Source organism: Shewanella sp. ZOR0012, assembly GCF_000798835.1.
Taxonomy (GTDB): Bacteria; Pseudomonadota; Gammaproteobacteria; order Enterobacterales; family Shewanellaceae; genus Shewanella; species Shewanella xiamenensis.
Genome location: NZ_JTLE01000094.1, coordinates 462,055 through 484,529 on the forward strand (window position 1 = coordinate 462,055; position 22,475 = coordinate 484,529).

At 47.9% G+C, this 22,475-nt stretch carries 19 protein-coding genes; 12 read left to right on the forward strand and 7 right to left on the reverse strand.

Annotated elements, in window-relative coordinates; translation table 11 throughout:
- The first annotated feature begins 95 nt into the window (after positions 1–95).
- The 5 genes from tldD (at position 96) to L976_RS03920 (ending at position 6,521) form a co-directional block, all read left to right on the forward strand.
- Entirely contained in the window at positions 96–1,544 is a 1,449-nt protein-coding gene (tldD, locus tag L976_RS03900; protein ID WP_047540118.1) for a metalloprotease TldD, read from the forward strand.
- A 146-nt stretch (positions 1,545–1,690) separates the two neighbouring features.
- Positions 1,691–3,109, forward strand: coding sequence for a TolC family protein (locus L976_RS03905; protein WP_047534431.1), 1,419 nt, complete (start codon positions 1,691–1,693; stop codon positions 3,107–3,109).
- Positions 3,099–4,073, forward strand: a complete 975-nt coding sequence (locus L976_RS03910; protein ID WP_037430615.1) for an HlyD family secretion protein — start codon at positions 3,099–3,101, stop codon at positions 4,071–4,073. Before L976_RS03905 ends, L976_RS03910 begins: the two co-directional genes overlap by 11 nt.
- Positions 4,074–4,162: 89 nt before the next feature.
- Positions 4,163–5,374 carry an ABC transporter permease gene (locus L976_RS03915; protein ID WP_047540120.1) on the forward strand — a complete coding sequence of 404 codons (1,212 nt, stop codon included), beginning with the start codon at positions 4,163–4,165 and terminating at the stop codon, positions 5,372–5,374.
- Between the two features lies 1 nt (position 5,375).
- On the forward strand, positions 5,376–6,521 hold the full coding sequence (locus L976_RS03920; protein WP_047534434.1) for an ABC transporter permease: 1,146 nt from the start codon (positions 5,376–5,378) through the stop codon (positions 6,519–6,521).
- Between the two features lie 346 nt (positions 6,522–6,867).
- On the opposite strand, the gene L976_RS03925 is transcribed toward L976_RS03920, so the two are convergent.
- From L976_RS03925 to coaBC, 4 genes are all read right to left on the reverse strand, one after another.
- Positions 6,868–8,853 (reverse strand): S9 family peptidase, encoded by a 1,986-nt coding sequence (locus L976_RS03925; protein WP_047534437.1) that lies wholly within the window; start codon positions 8,851–8,853, stop codon positions 6,868–6,870.
- A 134-nt stretch (positions 8,854–8,987) separates the two neighbouring features.
- Complete coding sequence (gene slmA / locus L976_RS03930) at positions 8,988–9,581, reverse strand: nucleoid occlusion factor SlmA (RefSeq protein WP_011073926.1); 594 nt, start codon at positions 9,579–9,581, stop codon at positions 8,988–8,990.
- A gap of 31 nt (positions 9,582–9,612) precedes the next feature.
- A complete protein-coding gene (dut, locus tag L976_RS03935) occupies positions 9,613–10,071 on the reverse strand; it encodes a dUTP diphosphatase (protein WP_011624324.1) in 459 nt (152 codons plus the stop codon).
- Complete coding sequence (gene coaBC, locus L976_RS03940) at positions 10,068–11,300, reverse strand: bifunctional phosphopantothenoylcysteine decarboxylase/phosphopantothenate--cysteine ligase CoaBC (RefSeq protein WP_047534445.1); 1,233 nt, start codon at positions 11,298–11,300, stop codon at positions 10,068–10,070. Before coaBC ends, dut begins: the two co-directional genes overlap by 4 nt.
- Positions 11,301–11,430: 130 nt before the next feature.
- Here coaBC and radC point away from each other — a divergent pair, with 130 nt between their 5' ends.
- The 5 genes from radC to L976_RS03970 all read left to right on the forward strand — a co-directional run bounded on the left by radC (position 11,431) and on the right by L976_RS03970 (position 14,900).
- Positions 11,431–12,108, forward strand: a complete 678-nt coding sequence (gene radC / locus L976_RS03945) for a RadC family protein (protein ID WP_047534447.1) — start codon at positions 11,431–11,433, stop codon at positions 12,106–12,108.
- Positions 12,109–12,229: 121 nt separating this feature from the next.
- Positions 12,230–12,466: a 50S ribosomal protein L28 gene (gene rpmB / locus L976_RS03950; RefSeq protein WP_006079870.1), complete on the forward strand. Its 237-nt coding sequence runs from the start codon at positions 12,230–12,232 to the stop codon at positions 12,464–12,466.
- Positions 12,467–12,472: 6 nt separating this feature from the next.
- Entirely contained in the window at positions 12,473–12,646 is a 174-nt protein-coding gene (gene rpmG, locus L976_RS03955) for a 50S ribosomal protein L33 (RefSeq protein WP_007651290.1), read from the forward strand.
- Between the two features lie 312 nt (positions 12,647–12,958).
- On the forward strand, positions 12,959–14,278 hold the full coding sequence (gene argA / locus L976_RS03965; protein WP_037422897.1) for an amino-acid N-acetyltransferase: 1,320 nt from the start codon (positions 12,959–12,961) through the stop codon (positions 14,276–14,278).
- A gap of 103 nt (positions 14,279–14,381) precedes the next feature.
- Positions 14,382–14,900: a PH domain-containing protein gene (locus L976_RS03970; RefSeq protein ID WP_047534474.1), complete on the forward strand. Its 519-nt coding sequence runs from the start codon at positions 14,382–14,384 to the stop codon at positions 14,898–14,900.
- A 52-nt stretch (positions 14,901–14,952) separates the two neighbouring features.
- On the opposite strand, the gene rarD is transcribed toward L976_RS03970, so the two are convergent.
- Both rarD and L976_RS03980 read right to left on the reverse strand, forming a co-directional pair.
- Positions 14,953–15,840, reverse strand: a complete 888-nt coding sequence (rarD, locus tag L976_RS03975; protein ID WP_047534479.1) for an EamA family transporter RarD — start codon at positions 15,838–15,840, stop codon at positions 14,953–14,955.
- Positions 15,841–16,056: 216 nt separating this feature from the next.
- Entirely contained in the window at positions 16,057–16,521 is a 465-nt protein-coding gene (locus L976_RS03980; RefSeq protein WP_047534482.1) for a thioesterase family protein, read from the reverse strand.
- Between the two features lie 275 nt (positions 16,522–16,796).
- Here L976_RS03980 and recQ point away from each other — a divergent pair, with 275 nt between their 5' ends.
- Positions 16,797–18,620, forward strand: coding sequence for a DNA helicase RecQ (gene recQ, locus L976_RS03985; RefSeq protein ID WP_047534485.1), 1,824 nt, complete (start codon positions 16,797–16,799; stop codon positions 18,618–18,620).
- Here recQ and L976_RS03990 read toward each other — a convergent pair.
- Positions 18,602–20,389, reverse strand: coding sequence for a diguanylate cyclase domain-containing protein (locus L976_RS03990; RefSeq protein ID WP_047534486.1), 1,788 nt, complete (start codon positions 20,387–20,389; stop codon positions 18,602–18,604). The genes recQ and L976_RS03990 overlap by 19 nt on opposite strands.
- Before the next feature lie 495 nt (positions 20,390–20,884).
- Between L976_RS03990 and leuA the strand changes: the two genes are divergently transcribed.
- On the forward strand, positions 20,885–22,453 hold the full coding sequence (gene leuA / locus L976_RS03995) for a 2-isopropylmalate synthase (protein ID WP_047534488.1): 1,569 nt from the start codon (positions 20,885–20,887) through the stop codon (positions 22,451–22,453).
- The last annotated feature ends 22 nt before the right edge of the window (positions 22,454–22,475 follow it).

Here is a 22,475-nt window from a genome sequence, read left to right on the forward strand (position 1 = left end):
CAACAGATTTAGATGAAATAGACTCACAGCGAATTTAAGTTATTTTAAAAATGAGTGAGTTGCCAATTTTAGCCAAGCTTTCAGAGAGAACCGCGATGCCTTTTTTAGCACAAGTAGAGCAAAGTTTATTAAAGGGTGGCTTAGCCCTAGATGGGTTACAAAGTTATTTAAACACCATACATCAACATAAAGTCGATTTTTCCGATCTCTATTTCCAAGGCAGTCGCCACGAATCTTGGGTGCTCGAAGATGGCATTATTAAAGATGGTAGCTTCCATATCGAACGTGGTGTCGGTGTGCGTGCTATCAGCGGCGAGAAAACCGGTTTTGCCTATGCCGATGATATTACGCCAGCGGCCTTAAGCGCTGCGGCCGAGGCGGCGCGCGGTATTGCAGGGGCGGGTGAGCAGGCCAAGGTTCAGGCCTTCAAACGCCGACAAGCCTTGGCGCTGTACGATAGTCTCGACCCTATCGCCGCCATGGAGGAAGTGAAAAAAATCAACCTGCTGAAAGAGGCCGATGCTTATGTTCGTAGCCTCGATAGCCGCATTATTCAAGTGGTGATTAGCCTCGCGGGTGTGCACGAAGAAATCTTGGTCGCTGCCAGCGATGGCACCTTAGCTGCCGATATTCGCCCGTTAGTGCGCTTTAATTGCAGCGTGATTTTAGAAGAAAATGGCAAGCGTGAACGTGGCAGTGCCGGTGGCGGTGGTCGTCACGATTACAGCGTGTTTATGGTAAATGATGAAACCGGTTTATCTATGTGCTTTGCCTTTGCCCGTGAAGCGGTGCGTCAGGCACAAGTTAACCTCAATGCCATCGATGCGCCCGCCGGAGAAATGCCCGTGGTGCTCGGTAATGGTTGGCCAGGCGTGTTATTGCACGAAGCTGTAGGCCATGGTCTGGAAGGCGACTTTAACCGCAAGGGTAGCAGCGCCTTTAGTGGCATGGTTGGCCAGCAAGTGGCGTCGAAACTGGTGACTGTGGTGGACGATGGCACGCTTGCGAATCGTCGTGGCTCATTGAGCATCGACGATGAAGGCGTACAAACCCAGAGAACCGTGTTAATTGAAGACGGTATTCTTAAAGGTTACATACAAGATAAATTAAATGCGCGCCTGATGGGTGTGGCACCAACGGGTAATGGTCGCCGTGAATCTTATGCGCATCTGCCGATGCCGCGGATGACCAACACTTATATGACGGCGGGCGAGTCCGACCCAAGCGAGATCATCAAGTCGGTGAAGAAGGGGATTTATGCGCCTAACTTTGGTGGTGGTCAGGTCGATATCACCTCGGGCAAGTTTGTGTTCTCGGCCTCTGAAGCCTATTTGATCGAAAATGGTGAAGTGACTCAAGCGATTAAGGGCGCAACCCTGATCGGTAATGGCCCTGAAGCCATGAGTCAGATTTCCATGGTGGGTAACGACATGGCGCTAGATAAGGGCGTTGGTGTATGTGGTAAGGATGGTCAAAGCGTGCCTGTGGGTGTCGGTCAACCGACCCTTAAGCTCGATAAGCTGACCGTAGGCGGTACTGCGTAAAACGAGAAGCTAGAAGCTCCTACCTTGATTGGCTAAGTGCTTATTTTAGAACCCATCTTACACTTCCTGTGGTGGGTTCTAGCCGCCTTCCATGATGGATGTTATCATTTGCAAAGGAAATTAGAGTAACTACTCTAGAGGTGTTAATGAAACTATCACGTTTGGCATGGCTGTGTTTATTGCCTTTGCCCTCACTATTGCCGTTAGCGGCCTACGCCCAGCCCAGTAGCTTTACTGAGGCTTGGCAGCAAGTGCTTAAGGTGAGCGATAAACTCCAGGCTCAATCCCAAGAGGTGAATCGCGCCAAGGGCGAGCAAGAGGCGGGCGAAAGTTTAAATCTGCCGTCCCTCAGTCTGAATGGCAGTTATACCCACCTCGAAAAACCAATTGAATTAGATTTAAGGGATCTCAATCCCCTAGCCTCGGGTTCATTGCCATTACCTCCTGAATTAGGTGGCATATTGGCGAGTATTCCAGGTTCATTATTTGTCACGCCCTTTACCGAGCAAGATATTTTTCGCGCCAGCTTACAGGCGATGTGGCCGATTTATACCGGCGGCCAGATCACTGCGGCTCAAGGCATTCATGCCGCCATGGTGGCCGAGAAACAACAGGAATTACAGTTAGCAACCCGCGACTTATTCACTCAGTTGGTTGATCGTTATTATGCCGTTGATGTGACTCAATCCCTCGTCAGCACCCAAACCGAGCTGGTGGCCTCCTTAACTAAGCACGTTGACCATGCGCTGGCGCTGGAGCGCGAGGGGCAAATCGCTAAGGTCGAGCGCCTGAATGCTCAAGTGGCCTTAGATAATGCTAAGGTCAATTTAGGCAGCGCCCGCCGCCAACATGAAATGGCCGTTATCGCCCTATCGCGTATGTTGCAACGGAGTGATGTTAGTACTAACTCGCCACTGTTTGTGTTACCGCAGGCGCCGTCATTGGGGGACTTGACCCAAATGACCTTAAATCAACACCCGGCGCTTAAACTGCTCGAGGCTAAAGAGGCGCAGGCGAATGGTTTGGTTTCCTTAGAGAAAGGTAAATATCACCCCACGGTTTTCCTCTTTGGTAATTACACCTTATACGAAGATGACAGCTTGTTTTCTAAGGTAGAACCGGACTGGATGGTCGGTGTCGGTGTAAAAGTGCCCTTGCTGAGCCGCGATGGCCGCAGCGGTAAAGTGGAAGCGGCTAAGAGTGCCTTGCTGCAAGCCCGTTACACTAAGGCGCAGACACGCCAAGACTTAAGTTTGCTGCTCGACCAAAGTTACCGCCAGTTATTACAGGCCGAAGAAGAGTTCAAGGCCCTGAATACCTCACTCGAACTGGCCACCGAGAACCTGCGTTTAAGGGAAATCGCCTTTAATCAAGGGCTTTCAACGTCTATCGATAGGGTCGATGCCGAATTAAAACTGAGCGCCGTTAAAACCCAGCAGCTTGGTGCCAGTTATCGCTATGTGCAAGCCTATGCCAGATTAATGGCCATCAGTGGTCAATTAGATGAATTTATCGGTCGCAGTGCCACAGGCACTCAATCGCAGGAGACTATCAATGCGCGCTAACAGAATTCTTGCTCTCACGGCGTTGGTCGCATTAGGCCTTATTTTAGCCTATGGGCTCAAACTGGCTTATAGCCCAAAGCCGAGTGTGTTGCAGGGGCAGATTGAAGCCCGCGAATATAACGTATCCTCTAAGGTGCCTGGGCGGGTCGAGCAAGTGCTTGTACGCCGTGGCGATAGTGTCAATGAAGGTGATTTGTTATTTGCGATCCACAGCCCTGAGCTAGATGCCAAGTTGATGCAGGCCGAAGGTGGCCGTGATGCCGCTAAAGCCTTGCAACAAGAGGCAAATAATGGTGCCCGTAGCCAAGAAGTGATGGCAGCTAAAGAGCAATGGCTTAAGGCGCAAGCCGCGGCAACACTGGCAAAAACTACCTATACCCGCGTTGAAAACTTATTTGCTGAAGGAGTCGCTGCACGGCAAAAACGCGATGAAGCCTTTACCCAGTGGCAAGCGGCAAAATATACAGAACAAGCGGCGTTAGCCATGTATCAAATGGCCGAAGAAGGCGCGCGGGTCGAAACCAAAGCTGCTGCGGCGGGGAATGCGCGTATGGCCGAAGGCGCGGTGAAAGAAGTCAGTGCCATTATGGCTGATAGCCAAATGCGTGCGCCTAAATCTGGGGAAATTAGCGAAGTATTATTGCAAGCAGGTGAACTGGCGCCGAGTGGTTTCCCTGTGGTGAGTCTGATTGATATGCAGGACGCTTGGGCGGTATTCCAAGTACGTGAAGATCAACTAAAGCGTTTTAAAAAGGGCGATAAACTGCAATTAACACTGCCAGCGCTGGATAAAACGGTAGAGTTTACTGTCTCCCATATCAGTGTGATGGGGGATTTTGCGACTTGGCGTTCGACCGAAAGCGGCCACGATTTTGATATGCGCACCTTTGAGGTTGAATTACGCCCAACGGCGCCAATTGCTGATCTGCGCGTCGGTATGTCTGTGTTGCTCAGTGCAGAGTAACGACTGTGACCAAGTTACCGAGCGAGCCTAAGCCATTGAGCGAGCATGGCACTAACGCCGATGCGACAGAGTCTGCCTCCGTAGGCTTTATGGCGTTGTTCATGGCATTGGTGCGCCGCGAGCTTAAGGCGCTATGGCGCGATCCTTGGCAACTAGCCCTTATCAGTTACATTCCGTTACTGGGGATTTTGTGCCTGTGGTGGTTATTTAGTGCGGGTTTACCGCGGCAGTTACCCGTGGCGATTGTTGACCAAGACCATAGCCAACTTAGCCGGATGTTGACCCGTCAACTCAAAGCCAATCCTGTGACCGATCCCCAGAGTTTTACCGATCTCTCCTTGGCCGTCGAGGCCATGCAGCAGGCGCAGGTCTATGCGGTGGTAGTATTTCCCTATGATATGAAAAAGGATTTGCTTACCGGCCATACACCCACAATCGATGTGCGCTACAACAGCCAGTTTTTGCTGGTGGGTAAGCTGTTGTCGAGTCAAATTCAGTTGAGTCTCGGCGATGGGTTGTTGCAGGTCGCAGGCCTTAAGCAACTGATGACGGGCACGCCAAAATCACAAGTGGCGGTGAATTTAAGCCCGGTCAAAAGCCAGACCACTGCATTGTTTAATCGTAACAATAACTATATTGGCTTTTTAGTGCCGCCGGTATTGGTAGCCCTTTGGCAGTTGTTATCTATGCTAGTGATGGCTAACAGCTTAAATCGCGAGTTACACCTTAATGCCGCGCAGTCAGAGGAGGGGATCTCCAATCAATTGACCGAGCATTTTTGGCCTAAGGTGTTGGCTAAAATCCTGCTGTTTACGCCTATCTTTATGTTACAGGGCGGGTTTATCCTCACTTGGTTGTATTTGTATCTGGTCCTGCCTTTTGCGGGCAGTATAGCGCTGCTGCTGTTTGCCCAGTTGATCATGCTGCTGGCGGTTTGGAGTTTGGTGTTACTGGTGTTTGTGCTGATGCGTGATAGCGCGCGGGTCATCAGTTTTTGTACCGCATTATTTGCACCTGCCTTTGCCTTTATGGGGATCACTTTTCCTACCCACGAAATGCCACAACTTGCCCAGTGGTGGCGGCTCATTATGCCATCGAGCCATTATATTGAATCCCATGTGAGCGTGGTCAGTTATGGTGCTACTTGGTCAACGATGGCGCAGCAATTGAGTAGTTATTGGGGATTTATTTGCCTGCTCCCCGTGATTTATGCCTTGGCGAGCAAACTACTGCCGATAACGGTAACCCCCAATTCGGTAGCGGCTGACACCGATACATCTCTATCAGTGAAGGGGCAATAACATGAATTTATGGCAGTTAGTGCTCACTGAATTAAAGGCGATTATTAGCGATAAGGCTATCGCTGTGACCCTATTTGGCGGTGTGCTGTTTTATTCGGTGCTCTATCCCTTGCCTTATTTGCACCAAGTCCCAACAGAACAGCAGCTTATCGTGGTGGATTTAGACCATTCTTCCCTGAGTCGTCAACTTATTCGCCATGCGGATGCCAGTGCAAAAATCCAAGTGATAGGCCAAGTCGGCTCTATCTCCGAGGCGAAACGCTTTATCGAAACGGGTAAGGCGCACGGTTTATTGGTGATCCCTGAAGGATTTCGCCGCGATTTGTTGCTCGGTAAGGGCGTAACCTTAAGCTACGGCGGTGATGCCAGTTACTTCTTGATTTACTCTGCTGTGGCCGAAGGTCTTGTCAGTGCGGGGATGGATGCCGGTAAACAAATTCAATGGATTGGCATGCTCGCCCAGGGGAAAAATCCTAAAGAGGCCGAGCAGAACCTCAACTCGCTGCACTTAAATAGTGTTCCTGCGTTTAACCCAAGTCTAGGCTATACACCTTATGTCGTGCCGGGGTTATTTTTACTGATCCTGCATCAAACATTGCTGATCGGTACTGGCATTTTAGGTGCAGGCCAGTGGCGCCATCAGGGCTATTGGCAGCAGGTGTCGCCGCTGCAATTGGTTTGCGGTCGAATTATGGCGTTTATGTTGATTTATATGGTGTTTACCAGCTTTTATGTGGGCTATTGCTATCACTGGTATAACGTGAGTATTCAAGCGCGCTTTGGCCTGGTCGCACTGTGGCTATTACCGTTTTTACTGGCGACGGCGGCGGCTGGAGTTGCAATGAGCACCTTGTTTACCCGCCGCGATTTGCCTACTCAAGTATTGCTATTAATTTCAATGCCAATTTTGTTTGTCTCCGGCTTTGTCTGGCCGATTGCCTTAATCCCTGAGCCGCTTGTGCTGGGCTCGCAGATTATCCCTGCGGTGCCCGCCATTATGGGGATGTTGGAGCTGAACCAAATGGGCGCGACGTGGGCAAGTGTACTGCCAAAGTGGTTACAGCTTTGGGGATTATTTGCGGCATTTTTTGGCCTTGCCATTTTAGGGATTAAACGCCGAGCAAATGTATTACAAATATCGATATAGGCTTTAGATTCGCTCGTTTCTTGCCTGTGTTGAGTTATTCTTCTACAGATATTGTTGCCATTGTTAGGGCGTGTTGACGTTTCAGGGTTATTTTTGCAGCTTTATGCAAGGCAAAGTCCGTGCAGTGTAGTTATTCTACATAAACGGATGATAACGCTGCAGAAAAGTCAGCCAAATGCTGCCCGAAGGGTTCGTCTGGCAAGCCCTTGCTCTTACTTTCTGTCATAAGAGCCGCTCGTCATTTGAGTAAACTACACATCATTCCTCGTTTCGCGAGCACGTGCTTGCCAGAACGAACAAAATTTAATCTCGAAACGTCAACACGCCCTAGTTATTTTAGTGAGTACTAAAGTTTCAGGTTAGTTTTTAAGAAGCTCAGCATCTGATCGTAATACTTGGCTCTATGAGTATCGTTATAAAAACCATGACCTTCGCTATCCATCACCAGTTTTTGGTAGGGATAATTATGGGCTTTGAGGGCTTTTTCGAGTGATTCCAACTGTTCAATTGGCGCTCGCTCATCTTCACCACCGTGAACGAGTAAGAGGTTCGCTTTTAATTTAGCAACGTTTTCAGAGGGAGACATGGCTTTTAGGGTGGCTTTATCTTGGCCAAGTACGTCCTTAAGATAGCTTGTTCCTGAACGTGTTCTGGCGATGTCACCTTCATTAAACATCAACTCCAGATCATACACACCGGCAACCCCTACCGCGCATTTAAACATATCGGGCGCCAATACCGCGCTTTGTAGTGCGCTATAGCCGCCAAAGCTACCGCCAGCGATACATACCCGTTCCTTATCGGCAAAGCCTTGGTCAATGACGTATTGAGTTGCGTCTATTATGTCGTGCTGAATATCGGAGCCCCATTTTCGATAGCCAGCTTGCTGGAAGGCCTCACCATAACCACCTGAGCCGCGGAAGTTAACCTGCAACACCGCCATGCCGTTTTGGGCAAGTAATTGATTTTGTGGATCAAATCCCCACCAGTCACGAATGCCATGGGGACCGCCATGGGGATTAACGACCAAGGGTAAATTTTTGGCTTCTTTGCCGAAGGGTAAGGTTAAATAGCCATGTATTTTCTGGCCATCGCGGTTAGTGAAGCTAATAGGTTTGACCTCCGCCATTTGCTCTGGGTCGAGCCATTTACGGGCGGCGGATAGATACTCTAGCTTGAGCTTTTTCGTATCAAACACATAGTAATCACCGGGATTGCGGTCATTAAATGCAATCACCACCAATTGCTCACCATTACGGGTTTCGCTGACAATCCGTACTTGATGCCCAGGTAGGGCAGCAATTAAATCCTTAAGTAGTTTGGCGTGGCTGTCGTTGTTATCCACAAAGGCATAGCTTGGATAGCCATTTTCAAACTCAACGGCATAAAGCTGCTTATTGGTACCGTTGATCCAGAAGTTATTGGGATCAACGACCTCATCTTGAATGATCTCGGCCTTCTCGCCTGTTTCGAGGTTGATGCGATAGACGCCTAAGGTTTCAGTGCCTACTCGACCCGCAGCATAGATGGTATTTTTATTATCAGCGAAGGAGATCGGTGTAAAATCACTTAAGCCAAGGTTGAGTTTATCGGTATTTATCCACTCGCCATCTTTGCGGTAAAACACTTTAGTGATGTTTTTGCTGTCTTTCCCTGCCACAAAGCGGACTTCACCATCATGGTCGGTCATAAAGCGAGCTTGGCCTATGGGAGAGCCTGTGATGCGTTTACGCACCCCGCTAAAAAGGTCAACGCGGTAGACATCCTGAGGCGTTTCACTCAAGTCAGGGGCACCAGTCCATGGGAGCGCATTGACCAGCATATAGCGTTCATCATCCGGAAGAGGATCCAGAATGAATGCTGTGGCATTTATGGCGGTGTTTTTCTTGATATTTGAACCTGTCTGTTGCTCACCGCTGTTATATCCAAAGAGATATTTAGGGCGAGAACCATCGGCGTTGACCGCCATTAATTCGCCGTAGTATTGGGGCACATCGCTCCAGCCCTTAAGGTATTCTTTTGCCAGTACAATACGCTCGCTATTGGCCCATTCATAGGTGCCTACCTGGGCGTTGCTTGGGAAGCGAATCGCATTCAGCAGTTTTTTGGTTTGAGCATCTAATACTATGAGTACATTTTTACCCTCAACACTGGTAATTGCACTTAAGTATTTGCCGGTAGGTGATATTTTCACATCAGCGTACTCATCACCGCGACTGAATAATTGTGATTGTGATAATGCATTCTTGGCCGATGTTTCAGCCGCGAATGTGTTGATTGGCATGATGGGTAAGCAAATTACGGCCAATGCAGCAAATGGCAAAGATTTCATCTGACATCCTTGTAATATTATTGTGGTTTTAGTTTTAACAATGTGTAAACAAGATTAAAGCAAAAGCACTACTGATACAAGGAGTCGGGATAAAAGAAAGGACGGTGATTACCGTCCTTTATGTTGATAAATCATTAGCTTTGCAACAGCTGATGCTGAATAAAGCGCCACTGTTCATCGAAGTGTTGTGTGGGTTTTAGTTTAAACTCACTGCGGACAAATTGAGCAATTCGCCCCTCTGCGAAGGCTAACAGCAAATTAGCTAAAATAGCCTCATCTAAATTAAAGCCTTTGCCTTCTCGCAGGGTCTTTTCCCGCAAAATTTGCTTAAGTTGAGTTTCTATTTTTGCAAATAGCGTACTAATGCGGCTACGCAGACGCTCATTTTCACCTAAAAGCGCATCACCATTGAGGACGCGCGAGATCCCTGGATTACGCTCGGCAAAAATCAGCAGTAGTTGCAGCACCAGTTGACAGCGTTTCATGGTGTCTTTTTCATCATCCATGATGATGTTGATACGAGAGAGTAATGACTCTTCAATAAACTCAATTAACCCTTCGAACATCCGTGCCTTACTCGGGAAGTGGCGATAGAGTGCCGCTTCCGATACGCCGACTTCTGAGGCGAGTTTAGCGGTGGTAATACGTTGTCCTGGGCTGGTTTCTAGCATTTGTGCTAGGCATTGCAGTATGTGTTCACGACGATTAATTTTTGGGCTTACAGCCATTGCAGTATCCTTCGCTCAATAACGATTCAGGTTATTTAGTGCCAGAATGGCCAAATCCACCTTCACCACGGTCTGAGCTATCGAACTCATCAACGAGTTTGAATTGTGCTTGTACCACAGGGACAAACACCAGTTGTGCGAGACGATCACCGATTTCTAAGGTAAATGGGGTATCGCTGCGGTTCCAACAAGAGACCATTAAGGGCCCCTGATAATCCGAATCGATAAGCCCAACCAGATTTCCAAGGACGATACCGTGCTTATGCCCAAGGCCTGAACGCGGTAAAATCACTGCTGCAAGGCCTGGATCGGCTACGTGGATGGCGATACCCGTTGGGATTAACTGAGTTTCTCCTGGGGCTATCGTCATTGTGGTATCTATCATGGCGCGAAGATCCATGCCTGCGCTGCCTGGTGTGGCATAGGCAGGCAGCGGGAATTCAGAGCCAATACGGGAATCGAGGATCTTTAATTCAATCGGTGTTTTCATTTGTGTTGTTTTTCTTTCACTATCAACGAAAGTAATTGCCGAGCCAACGTGAGTTTATCGGTAGCAGGCAAATCTTGACTACCCTGTGGCCAGAATACGCGCAGGGCATTGGCATCGGCGTTAAAGCCTAGACCAGCAACGGATACATCGTTTGCCGCGATCATATTCAAATTTTTACGTTTGAGTTTATCGCGGGCGTAGGCTTCTACATCATGGGTTTCTGCGGCAAATCCCACCATAAAAGGACGGTTTGCCAAGCTTGCGACCGTCGCTAAGATATCAGGATTCCTCACCAGCGCAAGTTGCATTTCTTCCGCTGACTTTTTGATTTTACTGGTGGCAATATCGCTGACGCGATAGTCAGCAACCGCCGCACAGCCGATAAAAATATCTTTTTTATCAACATGGTTCATCACCGCCTCGAGCATGTTTTGCGCCGATTCGACATCGATTCGTGTCACCCCTTCAGGCGTGGCTAAATTTACGGGTCCTGCGACCAAGGTCACAACTGCGCCCATATCGGCCGCGGCCTTCGCTAAGGCAAAGCCCATCTTGCCTGAGCTGTGATTAGAGATATAGCGTACAGGATCGATGGCTTCGCGGGTTGGGCCTGCAGTGATCAGTACCGATTGGCCTGCTAGCGGTTGTGACTCCTGTTCAGCATAGACATCTTTTGTTGCAAAAAAGCGACTCGCGAGTTCGACAATTTCGAGCGGTTCGAGCATGCGGCCAGGGCCCACTTCACCGCAAGCTTGACTGCCACTTGCCGGTCCCCATAGGGTGTAACCACGGCTTTGTAAACTGGCTAAATTGGCTTGAGTGGCGAGATTACGATACATCTGCTGATTCATCGCAGGGCAGAGCGCAATTGGCGCTTCAGTGGCAAGACAAGTGGTTGTGATTAATTCATCTGCCATGCCTGCATTGATTCGGGCGAGAAGATTTGCTGTAGCGGGGGCGATAATCACTAAATCGGCCCAGCGCGCCAGTTCAATATGCCCCATCGCAGCTTCGGCAGCGGGATCGAGTAAGCTCGATGATACCGGATGCCCTGATAAGGCTTGCAGTGTGAGTGGGGTAATAAATTCTATCGCACTTTGGCTCATGACCACACGTACATCAAAGCCGCGTTCTTTTAAGCGGCGCACTAAATCCGCACTTTTGTAGGCCGCAATGCCGCCACCAATACCCAGTAGGACGTTTTTCGTTATCAGGCTCACAGACATCATCCGAGATTGAAATCATGCCGCCAACCATAACACAAAGCAGCGAATGTGAGTGACTATCCTAGTTCAAAAAAACTCAACCATACTCAGTAAGCTGCAATTAAGTCAGCGTGTGTAATCACAGGGAGGTGTTATGACGATAAAGGACTGGCCAACAGGAGAGGGACCAAGGGATAAGCTCTTGCAAAAGGGGGCGGCCCATTTGTCTGATGCGGAATTACTGGCGGTATTACTACGTAATGGCCTGTCGGGGCTGAATGCGGTGGATTTGGCTCGCGCCCTCATTCAAGAATTTGGCGGGCTAAGAAGCCTACTTTGTGCCCCCAAAAGTCAGGTGTGTCGACTTCCGGGCGTAGGCCCTGTAAAATACGCCCAGCTTCAAGCTGCGGCTGAATTAGCGCGGCGTGTTGCCCAAGAAAATCTGCATAGAGGTCAGGTTTTGACAAATCCCGATTTAACTCGGGACTATTTAATGAGACAATTAGCCGATCGTTCCTATGAAGTGTTCGCAATTTTGCTGCTGGATAGCCAGCATAGAGTAATTCAGTTTGTTGAATTATTCCGCGGCACCATAGATTCAGCCTCAGTGTATCCGCGTGAAGTGGTGAGCTTAGTGCTTGAAAAAAAGGCAGCTGCCGTTATAGTGTGTCACAATCATCCGTCTGGTATTGCCGAGCCCAGTCAGGCTGACAGACGAATAACTGAGCGATTAAAAAATGCGTTAGCAACCATAGACGTATCCTTGCTGGATCATATGGTTGTAGGTGATCGAGAGATAGTTTCTTTTGCGGAACGAGGCTGGATTAATTAATCTAACACTTGATCTTCACTCTGTGATCGTGTATAAAATGCGCCCTCTTTGTGCCTCGGGCGACGGCCATACGAGGTACATTAATGCTCGAGCGTTAAAATTGTTTTTGGAGAAGATTGACATGTCAAGAGTATGCCAAGTTACTGGCAAGAAGCCGATGGTTGGTAACAACCGTTCGCACGCAAAAAACGCGACCCGTCGTCGTTTTTTACCTAACCTACAAAACCACCGTTTTTGGTTAGAAGAAGAAAAGCGTTTCGTGCAGTTACGTGTATCTACTAAAGGTATCCGTCTGATCGATAAAAAAGGTATTGAAGTTGTTGTTGCTGAACTTCGTGCCCGTGGCGAGAAGGTGTAATAGATCATGGCTAAAGCTAAAGGTAATCGTGAGAAGATCAAATTAGTTTCAAGCGCTAAAACTGGTCATTTCTACACAACTGAAAAAAACAAGCGTAACATGCCAGAAAAAATGGAAATCAAAAAATTTGATCCCGTTATTCGTCAGCACGTTATCTACAAAGAAGCAAAAATCAAGTAATCTTGGTTTCCTGTTTCGAGAAAAGCCCCTTATCTAAGGGGCTTTTTTTTGGCTTTTCGTCATCAAGATGAGATAAATCTGCCCCATACTTGGCGAGCGCGACTAAATCATATTTGGTTAAAAAAATGTGATCATTTATCAAAAGTGCAATTTTTTGAAAATATAAGCACTTTATTGTATTAAAACTGCATTTTAATGAGAATAAATTCTTTATTGGTGAATTAAAATGCAATACTATACGCGGGTTTTCGTTATTCACTCCTGGTAAGCCATTTTGGGGTTACCAGCTTAAATATGAGGTGTAAACAACGCGTGCGTACCACTGAACTGGTTGATGGATTTCGTCATTCTGCCCCTTACGTTAATGCCCATAGAGGGAAAACCTTTGTGGTGATGTTGGGTGGCGAGGCTTTAGCACAAAATCAATTTCGCGGCATTTTGAATGACGTGGCGTTGTTACACAGTTTGGGTATTAAAGTGGTGTTGGTGTATGGCGCGAGGCCGCAAATCGATGCAGCGTTAGCCGCCAATGGGATTGAACCCGCCTACCACGAAGGTGTACGTATCACGGATGAAGACTCACTCAAAGTCATTAAGCAAGTCGCGGGTGCATTACAGTTTGATATTACCGCGCGTTTATCGATGAGTTTAAGCAATACGCCGATGCAAGGTGCGCAAATTAACTTAGTCAGCGGTAACTTTGTGATTGCTCAGCCACTGGGCGTCGATAATGGTGTGGATTTTTGTCTAAGCGGCAAAGTGCGCCGTATCGATACTCAAGGGCTTAAGCGTCAGCTCGATAACCACTGTATCGTGTTGATGGGGCCGATTGCTGCATCCGTCACTGGCGAAAGCTTTAACCTCACGGCCGAAGAGATTGCCACTCAGGTTGCTATCAAGCTGAAGGCCGACAAGATGATTGGCTTTAGTTCGCAAAATGGCATCCTCGATCGCAATGGCGATGTGATTGCCGAATTAATGCCAAATGACGCGCAAAACATTCTTAATAAGCTCGCTGAGCAAGGTTCTGCCTGTGTGGGCACTATGGCCTTCCTCAAGGCGAGTATTGATGCGTGCCGCAATGGGGTGCCACGTTGTCATTTGGTCAGTTACCTCGATGACGGCGCCTTGCTGCAGGAGTTGTTCTCCCGTGAAGGCATAGGTACGCAAATCGTAACAGAAAGCGCTGAGCGCCTGCGCCGCGCATCGATTAGCGATATTGGCGGCATATTGAATTTAATCCGTCCTCTGGAAGAGCAAGGCATTTTAGTGCGCCGAAGCCGTGAGCAGCTTGAGATTGAGATCGAGCAGTTTATGTTGATTGAGCGAGACGGCTTAGTGATTGGCTGCGCGGCTCTGTATCCGTTCGAGGAGGATAACGCCGGTGAGTTTGCCTGCTTGGTGGTACATCCAGATTATCGCGATGCGGATAGGGGCAGTCTGCTGCTGAAAAACATCATAGGTCAGGCGCGTCATCGGGGTTATTCCCGTTTATTTGCCTTGACTACCCGTAGCATTCACTGGTTCTTAGAGCATGGCTTTGTGATTGAAGATGTGGATGCATTGCCGCAGAAGAAAAAGCAGCTGTATAACTATCAGCGCCGCTCTAAAATTCTCGCCCTTGATCTGTAAGCTTTTTACGCTTGATAAGATGCCAGCCTAGCGCTGGCATTTTTGTTGACATAATATGTCTTTGTTGGCAGATTAAGCTTTTCTTCCTTAAGGACTGCCCACCATGGTGACTCAGTTTTTCTCCCTCGCACCTCTGACTCAAACTTCAATTTTAAGCTTTATTATCTTGTTGTTAGGTTTAGCTGGCGTACTGTGGATGTTGTGGGTTAAACCTATGCCGAAAGTGGCTAAATCGGCGAGCTTAGGCATCTTGTTAGTAATGATTGGCGGATTTTCTTGGGTGTTTTATCAATCCCATAATGCTGAAATCGCGCTAACCGACACCGAGCTAAAACTCGATATTCCCTTCTATAAAGTGCAATTAGCGCGTTCCGAACTGTTAGTCGAGCAGGCGCGTCTTATCGACTTGAAGCTGGAGGCGGATTTGGTACCCAGCTTTAAAACCAATGGTATCGGTATGCCAGGGTTTCAACTCGGCTGGTTTAATTTGAAGGGGAAGGGCAAGGCATTTGTGGCAGTGACGGATAAATCCGAGCTAGTGTTAGTGCCAACGACGCGAGGCTACAATCTGCTCTTATCTGTACCCGAGGGCGAGAAATTTTTAGCCCAACTACAAAAGTAGCAGGTCCAGTACACTTACCACTACTTTTGTAACCATTGGCTACAGCGCGATATTATCGCGCCGTTTTGCGTTTATAGGCCATATCGAAGGTGAACACCAGCAGGGCGCTCCAGATAAAACCAAAGGTGATACTCTTCTCTGCATCGAAGGGTTCATTGAATAAGGTTACTGCGAGAATAAACATAATACTCGGGCCGATATATTGGAAAAAGCCGAGCATAGACAATGGAATGCGTACCGCTGCACCAGCAAAACACAATAGTGGAATCGTGGTAACAATCCCGGCTGCCATCAACAATAAATTAAGGTGCCAATCGTTGGTGAGCATATTCGCCGTGGCGCTATCTAAGGTCGCAACCAGATAAACCAATGCGACCGGTAGCAGAATGGCGGTTTCGACTAGCAGACCCGATTTAGCATCCACGTTGACCTTTTTACGTAGCAGCGCATATACCCCGAAGGTGCCCGCTAAGGCGAGGGAGACAATGGGGATTGAGCCGAATGAGACTAATTGGAGCAGCACGCCAGTACTCGCCAGCGCGACAGCAAACCATTGCAACTTACGTAATCTTTCCCCTAAAAACAGCATGCCGAGCAGCACATTGAGTAATGGGTTAATAAAATAGCCTAGGCTAGCATCGAGCATATGATCATTATTCACTGCCCAGATAAAAATCAACCAGTTACCTGCAATTAATAGGGAGGTGATGGTGAGTACGAGTAGCTGTTTTGGCTGTTTAAACAGCTGGCGCAGTTTTCCAAAGCCACCGATAAACAGCATGATGATCACCATAAATACAAATGACCAGATCACCCGATGCAGTAAAATTTCGGTCGCCGAAACATGGTGGAGTAGTTTGAAATATAAGGGCGCAAATCCCCACATACAGTAAGCACTGACGGCAAGTAGGATCCCTTTGCGGTATTCGGTATCAGGCATGAGACATCTTCGAAGGACAACAGGACGGCGATTGTAGGAGGCTATGGGAATTGACTCAAGGTGTGTACAGCCGCCTTTTTCGTTACAGGATGTCTCTAATGGCGAGAGCTCAACAAAAAGAATAGGGGAAAAACCTGAATAATCAAGGTGTTTCCCTTTTGTTTATTGATGTTGAATGCGATAAAGAAATCTTGAAAAACCATGGGTGACAACGGACTATCCCACCATATAAGTGCCAGTGCCGAAGGCGATATGGGTTCCTTGCTCGTTGTGTAACTCCATTCGGCAGACCGAGACGCGATTGCCAGCTCGGATCACACTGCCAGTGCCAGTGAAAATCTTTCCACGCCCGGGGCGCAGGTAATCGACACGCATATCAATAGTGCCTAAGGTTTGCAGCCGTTGCTGTAACTCTTCAAGCGTCCAATCATCACGGCTAGCGACCAGTCCTGCAAAGGCGGTGAGCCCTCCTACGACATCAAGCACTGTGGCGGTGACACCACCGTGGAGAATTTGTTGATGAATATTGCCAATGAGCTCTGGCTTCATATTGATCACCACTTCAACGCCATCTATGTCGTAGCGCTTGATATCCAGACCCAATAAATTATGAAACGGCACGTGCTGGTCAAACACTTCGGCAACACGTTTGAGTACTTCGGCTTGAATTGGGTTTGTCATGCAGTTCGTCCTTGTAGGCTGTAGGGCTTCTTAGAATAGGGTCGAAGTGTGCGTAATGGCATTCGACTTAGAGCAATTAATCTACCGCTAAGCCTATGCCTAATGCAACTTAAGCCGCTGTGCTGGCAAATCGTCTTCGGTGTTGTGATGAGCAGTGGAAGTAGGCTAAGTCTATCCTCTGGTTGTTAGCGTGGGTCAGTTTGGGCAAGATGGCGCAAGACAGGAGCGATTCTGTCCTTTAGAATAGGCGCCCTTACTTTTTAGCTAGAAGATCCATGGAAACTCAGTTACTCGACATACATGATGATCCGCTGTCCCAACGCCTAGCGCAGGTGTTTGGTTACCGTGACTTTAGGGACGGTCAACGCGAGATTATCGAACGTGTATGCAGTGGTGAGGACTGCCTGGTGATCATGCCCACCGGCGGCGGTAAGAGTCTGTGTTACCAGTTGCCCGCACTGCTGATGCCTGGCATCACTATCGTGGTTTCACCACTGATTTCATTGATGAAAGATCAGGTCGACAGCCTGTTACAGACGGGGGTTAATGCCGCTTATTTAAACTCATCGCAGCCGCGGGAGCAGAGTGTAGAGGTGCTTAGGCAGTTGCATCGCGGCGAGCTCAAACTGCTGTATGTGTCCCCCGAGCGGTTGCTAACGGCTGATTTTATCGAGCGCATGCAGTCACTGCCGCTGTCGATGTTTGCTATTGACGAGGCGCACTGCATCAGCCAGTGGGGGCATGATTTTAGACCCGAATATGCCGCCCTTGGGCAGTTAAAGCAGCTCTTTCCCCATGTGCCAATGATGGCGCTCACCGCCACCGCGGATCAGGCGACGCGACAAAATATTTGCGAGCGCCTAGGGATTAATCCCTTTAAATTACTATCGAGTTTCGATCGGCCCAATATTCGCTATACGGTTGCCGAAAAACTCAATGCCGCGAATCAATTACGACAGTTTTTACTGCAACAAAATGGCAGTAGCGGCATTGTCTACTGTAGCAGTCGACGCCGCGTGGATGAGGTGGCAGAAAGGCTCACCCTGCAAGGGTTTCATGCTAAGGCTTACCATGCGGGCATGACGGCAGAAGAGCGCGGCGAAGTGCAGGATAGCTTCCTTAAAGATCAAATTGATATTGTCGTTGCGACCGTCGCCTTTGGTATGGGGATTAACAAATCCAACGTGCGCTTTGTGGTGCATTACGATATCCCGAAGAGTATCGAAGCTTATTATCAAGAAACTGGCCGAGCGGGCCGTGATGGACTCGAGGCCGAAGCCTTTATGTTGTTCGATCCCGCTGATATTGGTCGAGTGCGCCATCTTATCGAGCAATCGGAGCCAGGGCCGCAGCAGCAGGTGGATTTCCATAAACTCAATACCATGGCCGCCTTTGCCGAGGCGCAAACCTGTCGGCGCCAAGTGCTGTTGCATTACTTCGATGAAAGCGCATTAGAACCCTGTGGTAACTGTGATATTTGTCTTGACCCGCCTAAGCGTTATAACGGCACCGAAGATGCGCAGAAGGTGCTTTCTTGCATCTATCGTCTCGGGCAACGCTTTGGTATTAATCATTTGATTGAAGTGTTGCGTGGCTCCAAGGGGGCCGCGATTGTTGACCGTGGCCACGATAAGCTCAGTACATGGGGGATTGGTAAAGATAAGAGCCATGAGTATTGGCTGAGTGTTATTCGCCAACTGATCCATTTAGGCTTAGCGAGTCAAGATATTACTCGTGGCTCATCCATCACCTTAAATCCCTCTGCAAGGCCAATATTGAAGGGAGAGGTGGCGTTGATGTTGGCTGAGCCGCGTATCCAACTCACCAGCATAAAGCGTAAAACGACACAGTCGAGAGTGCCGCTTAACTATGATCGCAAGTTATTTGCCCGCCTTAAAACACTGCGCCGCACCATTGCCGAAGAGCAGGATGTGCCGCCTTATCTGGTGTTTAACGATGCTACTTTAGCGGAAATGGCGGCTATGATGCCGACAAGCCCTGGGGAAATGCTGGCAGTTAATGGCGTGGGGGAACGTAAACTCAGTCGATTTGGCGGTGAGTTCCTTGATGAAATCGCGGCTTATTTAGCGGGGGAGTAGTCGCTTTGTGTATCGGTCACCTTGAGTTTGCTGAGTTGATTGATATTGGCACGTTTCACTAAAGAATCCAAAGTATCAAACTGTTGCATCACTGCAATCCCGATATTGACCTTGCTTGATCCTTGTGATGTTTGAATTGTGGGCGTTAATTGGTTGACGACTCGTTGTGCGCCGCGGGCGGAGGTGTAAGGTAGCACTATCACAATTTCATCCATCGAATACCGTAATAGTATGTCTTGCTCACGGAGTTTATCTTGTAATTTATCGATCAAGGTTGGCAGATCGACTTGGCGAATTTGGCTAGCATTAAAAAGTAATAATGTCAGTGGATAAGCGCCCTGTTTGGCACTATGCAGGGTGAGCTCAAGCTGCTGAATAGGTGCAAGGCGCTTGGATTTGGTGTCAGGTGATGGGGCATGTTTATTTTGCTTATCAATAAAGTACCAAATGGCGCCACCTAAGAGTGTCATGCTCACTAAAAACAAGGTACTAAAGGCCCAATCTACATTCAGCTCATCCATTAAGGTGGGATTGCTCTGTGGATCATCTGCGCTGAGTTGCTGTAATCCCTGCTGATTTAATCTGGCTTTAAACTGCAAAATTCGCATGTTGTTTATTGATTCGTTAGCCAGTTCTGCGGCATCGAAGCGCTTTTGTAAAAATTCGTAGGCGAGTTTGTAGTTATCTTGAGTGTGGTAATAATCACTCAATATACCATAAAACCATTTAAGATCAGTATATTGCTTAAGCGTTTCGCCTTGTTCAATGGCAGAGTGCATGAGTGTTAGCGCTGCTTCATCCCTATGTTGTGCAAATCGTACTTGAGCGAGTAAACGAGTCGAACGCATCATGGCAACCTGTTGCTTTTGCTGCTTAAAAGTGTTCATTGCAATGGAGATATACTCTTCGGCTGTATCAATTTTGCCTTTATCAAGGGAAATTGAAGCCAGAATGGCATAGCTGTAGGCGAGTTCAAGTGGGGAGCCTATTTCTGGTAGTAAAGTTTTGGCTTGTTTTTCTAGTTGATCACTATATTCACGCTCACCATTATCTAGTGCAATCCGCGCGGCATTTCGCAGTAATATATGCCGGACTTTTCCTTGGGCATCAGCGCTTTTTAGGGCAAGCTTGGCGTAATACATGGCTTGGGGTAAATCTTCGGTGGCATAGAGTAAATTCCCCATCGCAGCATAGACATATCCCTCTGGCGGCCAGACCCAATTTTGCGTTTGAGTATGGATATCGGGATAGATATCAATAGCGATGCGTAAATCTTCAATCGCGGAGGAAAAATTATCCGTATTGGTATCCAGTTGCCCCCTCAAGCGGAGTGCATCGATAAGGGCTTGGGGCTGCTGGTAGCGTCTAGCAAGAGTGATTGCGGAGTCCAGTATGGGTAATGCATCTTTAATATTGTCGTAATTTAGATAGGCATCGGCCTGACAATTCAAAAAATAGGGGCGTGCTTGATCTAACTTAAGCTGTTTAGCATGGGCTTCACCCATTTGCGCAAGATTAATCGCCGCTTCATTTTCACCGAGTTGTAACAGGTTTTGACACTTCAATATACTGAGGCGGAGCCTATCGATATCGTTTTTATTATCAGTGGATTGAGTGGATTGCAGTTTTTCTAATGCGGTAATTTGTGCCAAAGCCTTGGTTGGATACTGATAAACTTCCCATGTCAATTTATCTAACTGCTCATTAGCGCAAGCCCATAATGGCACAAGCCACAATAATAGGCTCAGCGCTAAGACGCGAAAATCCATTTTTTGCTCCATACCGTGCATTTATTCTAGTATCCGTAACTTCGGGCGAGGATTATAACGTGTCTCAGGCTATTTTTGCATAAAAAATGATTTTTTTGTTAAAAGTTTGAGGTGCAGCATTTAATTTATTTATCTTGTATTGCAAGGGATTAACAATACAACCTTGAGACAAACATATCTGTTTCTGCCATTTTGCAGCAGATATATTAAGGAACATGAAAAAAATTGGGGTTGACACATTTAGCCAAGCGAGTTAAATATTAACCAAAGCAATATTCAATCAACAGAATAAATATTTAATTTAAATGAATAGAATTAGCAGCAAACTCGACCTCCTCCTTCTCTCTCTCGCGCCACAAACGCGGAGGTCTTAGTGTTGCTCGCTCGATAGATAGGCAAAACACTCAAAAACCCCGCACCGATGTTGCGGGGTTTTTTGTATCTGAATACAGCAAAAGTTAAATAATGAACGGTGACGTTCCATGGAGAAACCCGATGTCTAACAGAGTCATTATATTTGATACCACGTTACGTGATGGCGAGCAGGCGTTAGCGGCAAGCTTGTCGGTCAAAGAAAAGTTACAGATCGCCATGGCGTTGGAACGTCTCGGTGTCGATGTGATGGAAGTCGGTTTTCCCGTATCTTCCCCCGGTGATTTTGAGTCGGTGCAAACCATTGCTCGCACCATTAAAAATAGCCGCGTGTGCGCATTATCCCGCGCCTTGGAAAAAGATATTGATGCCGCCGCTCAAGCATTATCGGTGGCTGATCAGTTCCGCATTCATACGTTTATCTCCACCTCGACCATCCATGTTGAGAGCAAATTAAAACGTTCATTCGAGCAAGTGTTGGAAATGGCGGTCGGTGCAGTGAAATATGCCCGTCGTTTTACCGATGATGTTGAATTTTCATGCGAAGATGCGGGACGTACGCCGATTGATAATTTGTGCCGTATGGTGGAAGCGGCGATTCATGCGGGGGCGCGCACTATCAATATCCCAGATACCGTGGGCTACACAGTGCCAAGCGAGTTTGGTGGCATTATTCAAACCTTGTTTAATCGCGTACCGAATATCGACCAAGCCATTATTTCGGTTCACTGCCACGATGACTTAGGTCTGTCGGTCGCCAATTCGATTACTGCTGTGCAGCATGGCGCGCGCCAAATCGAATGTACCATGAATGGTATTGGTGAGCGTGCGGGTAACTGCTCTTTAGAAGAGATCGCCATGATCTTAGCAACCCGTAAGAACCTGCTAGGGTTTGAAACGGGGATCAATGCGAAGGAAATTCACCGCACCTCAAATTTAGTCAGCCAGTTGTGCAATATGCCAATCCAGTCGAATAAGGCGATTGTTGGCGCTAATGCCTTTACCCATTCGTCGGGGATTCACCAAGATGGCATGTTAAAAGCGCAAAACACTTATGAAATTATGACGCCAGAGAGCATCGGCCTGAATCGTAACAATCTGAATATGACCTCGCGCTCCGGCCGTCATGTGATTAAGCATCGCATGGAGGAAATGGGCTACAGCGAGCAGGATTACAACTTGGATGCCCTGTACGAACAGTTTTTAAAATTGGCGGATAAAAAGGGCCAAGTCTTCGATTATGACTTAGAAGCCTTAGCCTTCATGGAGACACAAGCCGCAGAAGATAACTTTTATCAATTACAGCAGTTAGTGGTGCAATCTGACTCAACCGAAGGCGTGGCCACGGCGACGGTGCGTATTGATGTCGGCGGTGAGATTAAAACTGAGGCCGCTACAGGTAATGGCCCTGTTGATGCTGCCTATAATGCTATCGCCCGCGCGACTGACCGCCGTATCGATATCATCAGCTACAAATTGGGGGCTAAGGGCGTAGGACAAAATGCGCTCGGCCAAGTTGATATTACCGCGGTTTACCATGAGCAAAATTTCCACGGTGTCGGGTTAGCGACCGACGTGGTTGAGGCATCAGCCCGTGCATTAGTGCACGTGATGAACCTGACATGCCGCGCCGATAAGGTTGCAGATTACAAACAGAATATGCATAAAAACAAAGAGCTGGGCGGCGTATAGCCAAGGTAATATCGAGCATAAA

Coding starts and splice junctions, on each gene's coding strand:
- L976_RS03980 (WP_047534482.1), bottom strand. CDS start 16,521: ATGACAAACCCAATTCAAGCCGAAGTACTCAAACGTGTTGCCGAAGTG.
- rpmG (WP_007651290.1), top strand. CDS start 12,473: ATGGCTAAAGCTAAAGGTAATCGTGAGAAGATCAAATTAGTTTCAAGC.
- L976_RS03920 (WP_047534434.1), top strand. CDS start 5,376: ATGAATTTATGGCAGTTAGTGCTCACTGAATTAAAGGCGATTATTAGC.
- leuA (WP_047534488.1), top strand. CDS start 20,885: ATGTCTAACAGAGTCATTATATTTGATACCACGTTACGTGATGGCGAG.
- rpmB (WP_006079870.1), top strand. CDS start 12,230: ATGTCAAGAGTATGCCAAGTTACTGGCAAGAAGCCGATGGTTGGTAAC.
- rarD (WP_047534479.1), bottom strand. CDS start 15,840: ATGCCTGATACCGAATACCGCAAAGGGATCCTACTTGCCGTCAGTGCT.
- L976_RS03910 (WP_037430615.1), top strand. CDS start 3,099: ATGCGCGCTAACAGAATTCTTGCTCTCACGGCGTTGGTCGCATTAGGC.
- slmA (WP_011073926.1), bottom strand. CDS start 9,581: ATGGCTGTAAGCCCAAAAATTAATCGTCGTGAACACATACTGCAATGC.
- L976_RS03990 (WP_047534486.1), bottom strand. CDS start 20,389: ATGGATTTTCGCGTCTTAGCGCTGAGCCTATTATTGTGGCTTGTGCCA.
- L976_RS03970 (WP_047534474.1), top strand. CDS start 14,382: ATGGTGACTCAGTTTTTCTCCCTCGCACCTCTGACTCAAACTTCAATT.
- tldD (WP_047540118.1), top strand. CDS start 96: ATGCCTTTTTTAGCACAAGTAGAGCAAAGTTTATTAAAGGGTGGCTTA.
- L976_RS03925 (WP_047534437.1), bottom strand. CDS start 8,853: ATGAAATCTTTGCCATTTGCTGCATTGGCCGTAATTTGCTTACCCATC.
- dut (WP_011624324.1), bottom strand. CDS start 10,071: ATGAAAACACCGATTGAATTAAAGATCCTCGATTCCCGTATTGGCTCT.
- recQ (WP_047534485.1), top strand. CDS start 16,797: ATGGAAACTCAGTTACTCGACATACATGATGATCCGCTGTCCCAACGC.
- L976_RS03915 (WP_047540120.1), top strand. CDS start 4,163: ATGGCGTTGTTCATGGCATTGGTGCGCCGCGAGCTTAAGGCGCTATGG.
- L976_RS03905 (WP_047534431.1), top strand. CDS start 1,691: ATGAAACTATCACGTTTGGCATGGCTGTGTTTATTGCCTTTGCCCTCA.
- coaBC (WP_047534445.1), bottom strand. CDS start 11,300: ATGATGTCTGTGAGCCTGATAACGAAAAACGTCCTACTGGGTATTGGT.
- radC (WP_047534447.1), top strand. CDS start 11,431: ATGACGATAAAGGACTGGCCAACAGGAGAGGGACCAAGGGATAAGCTC.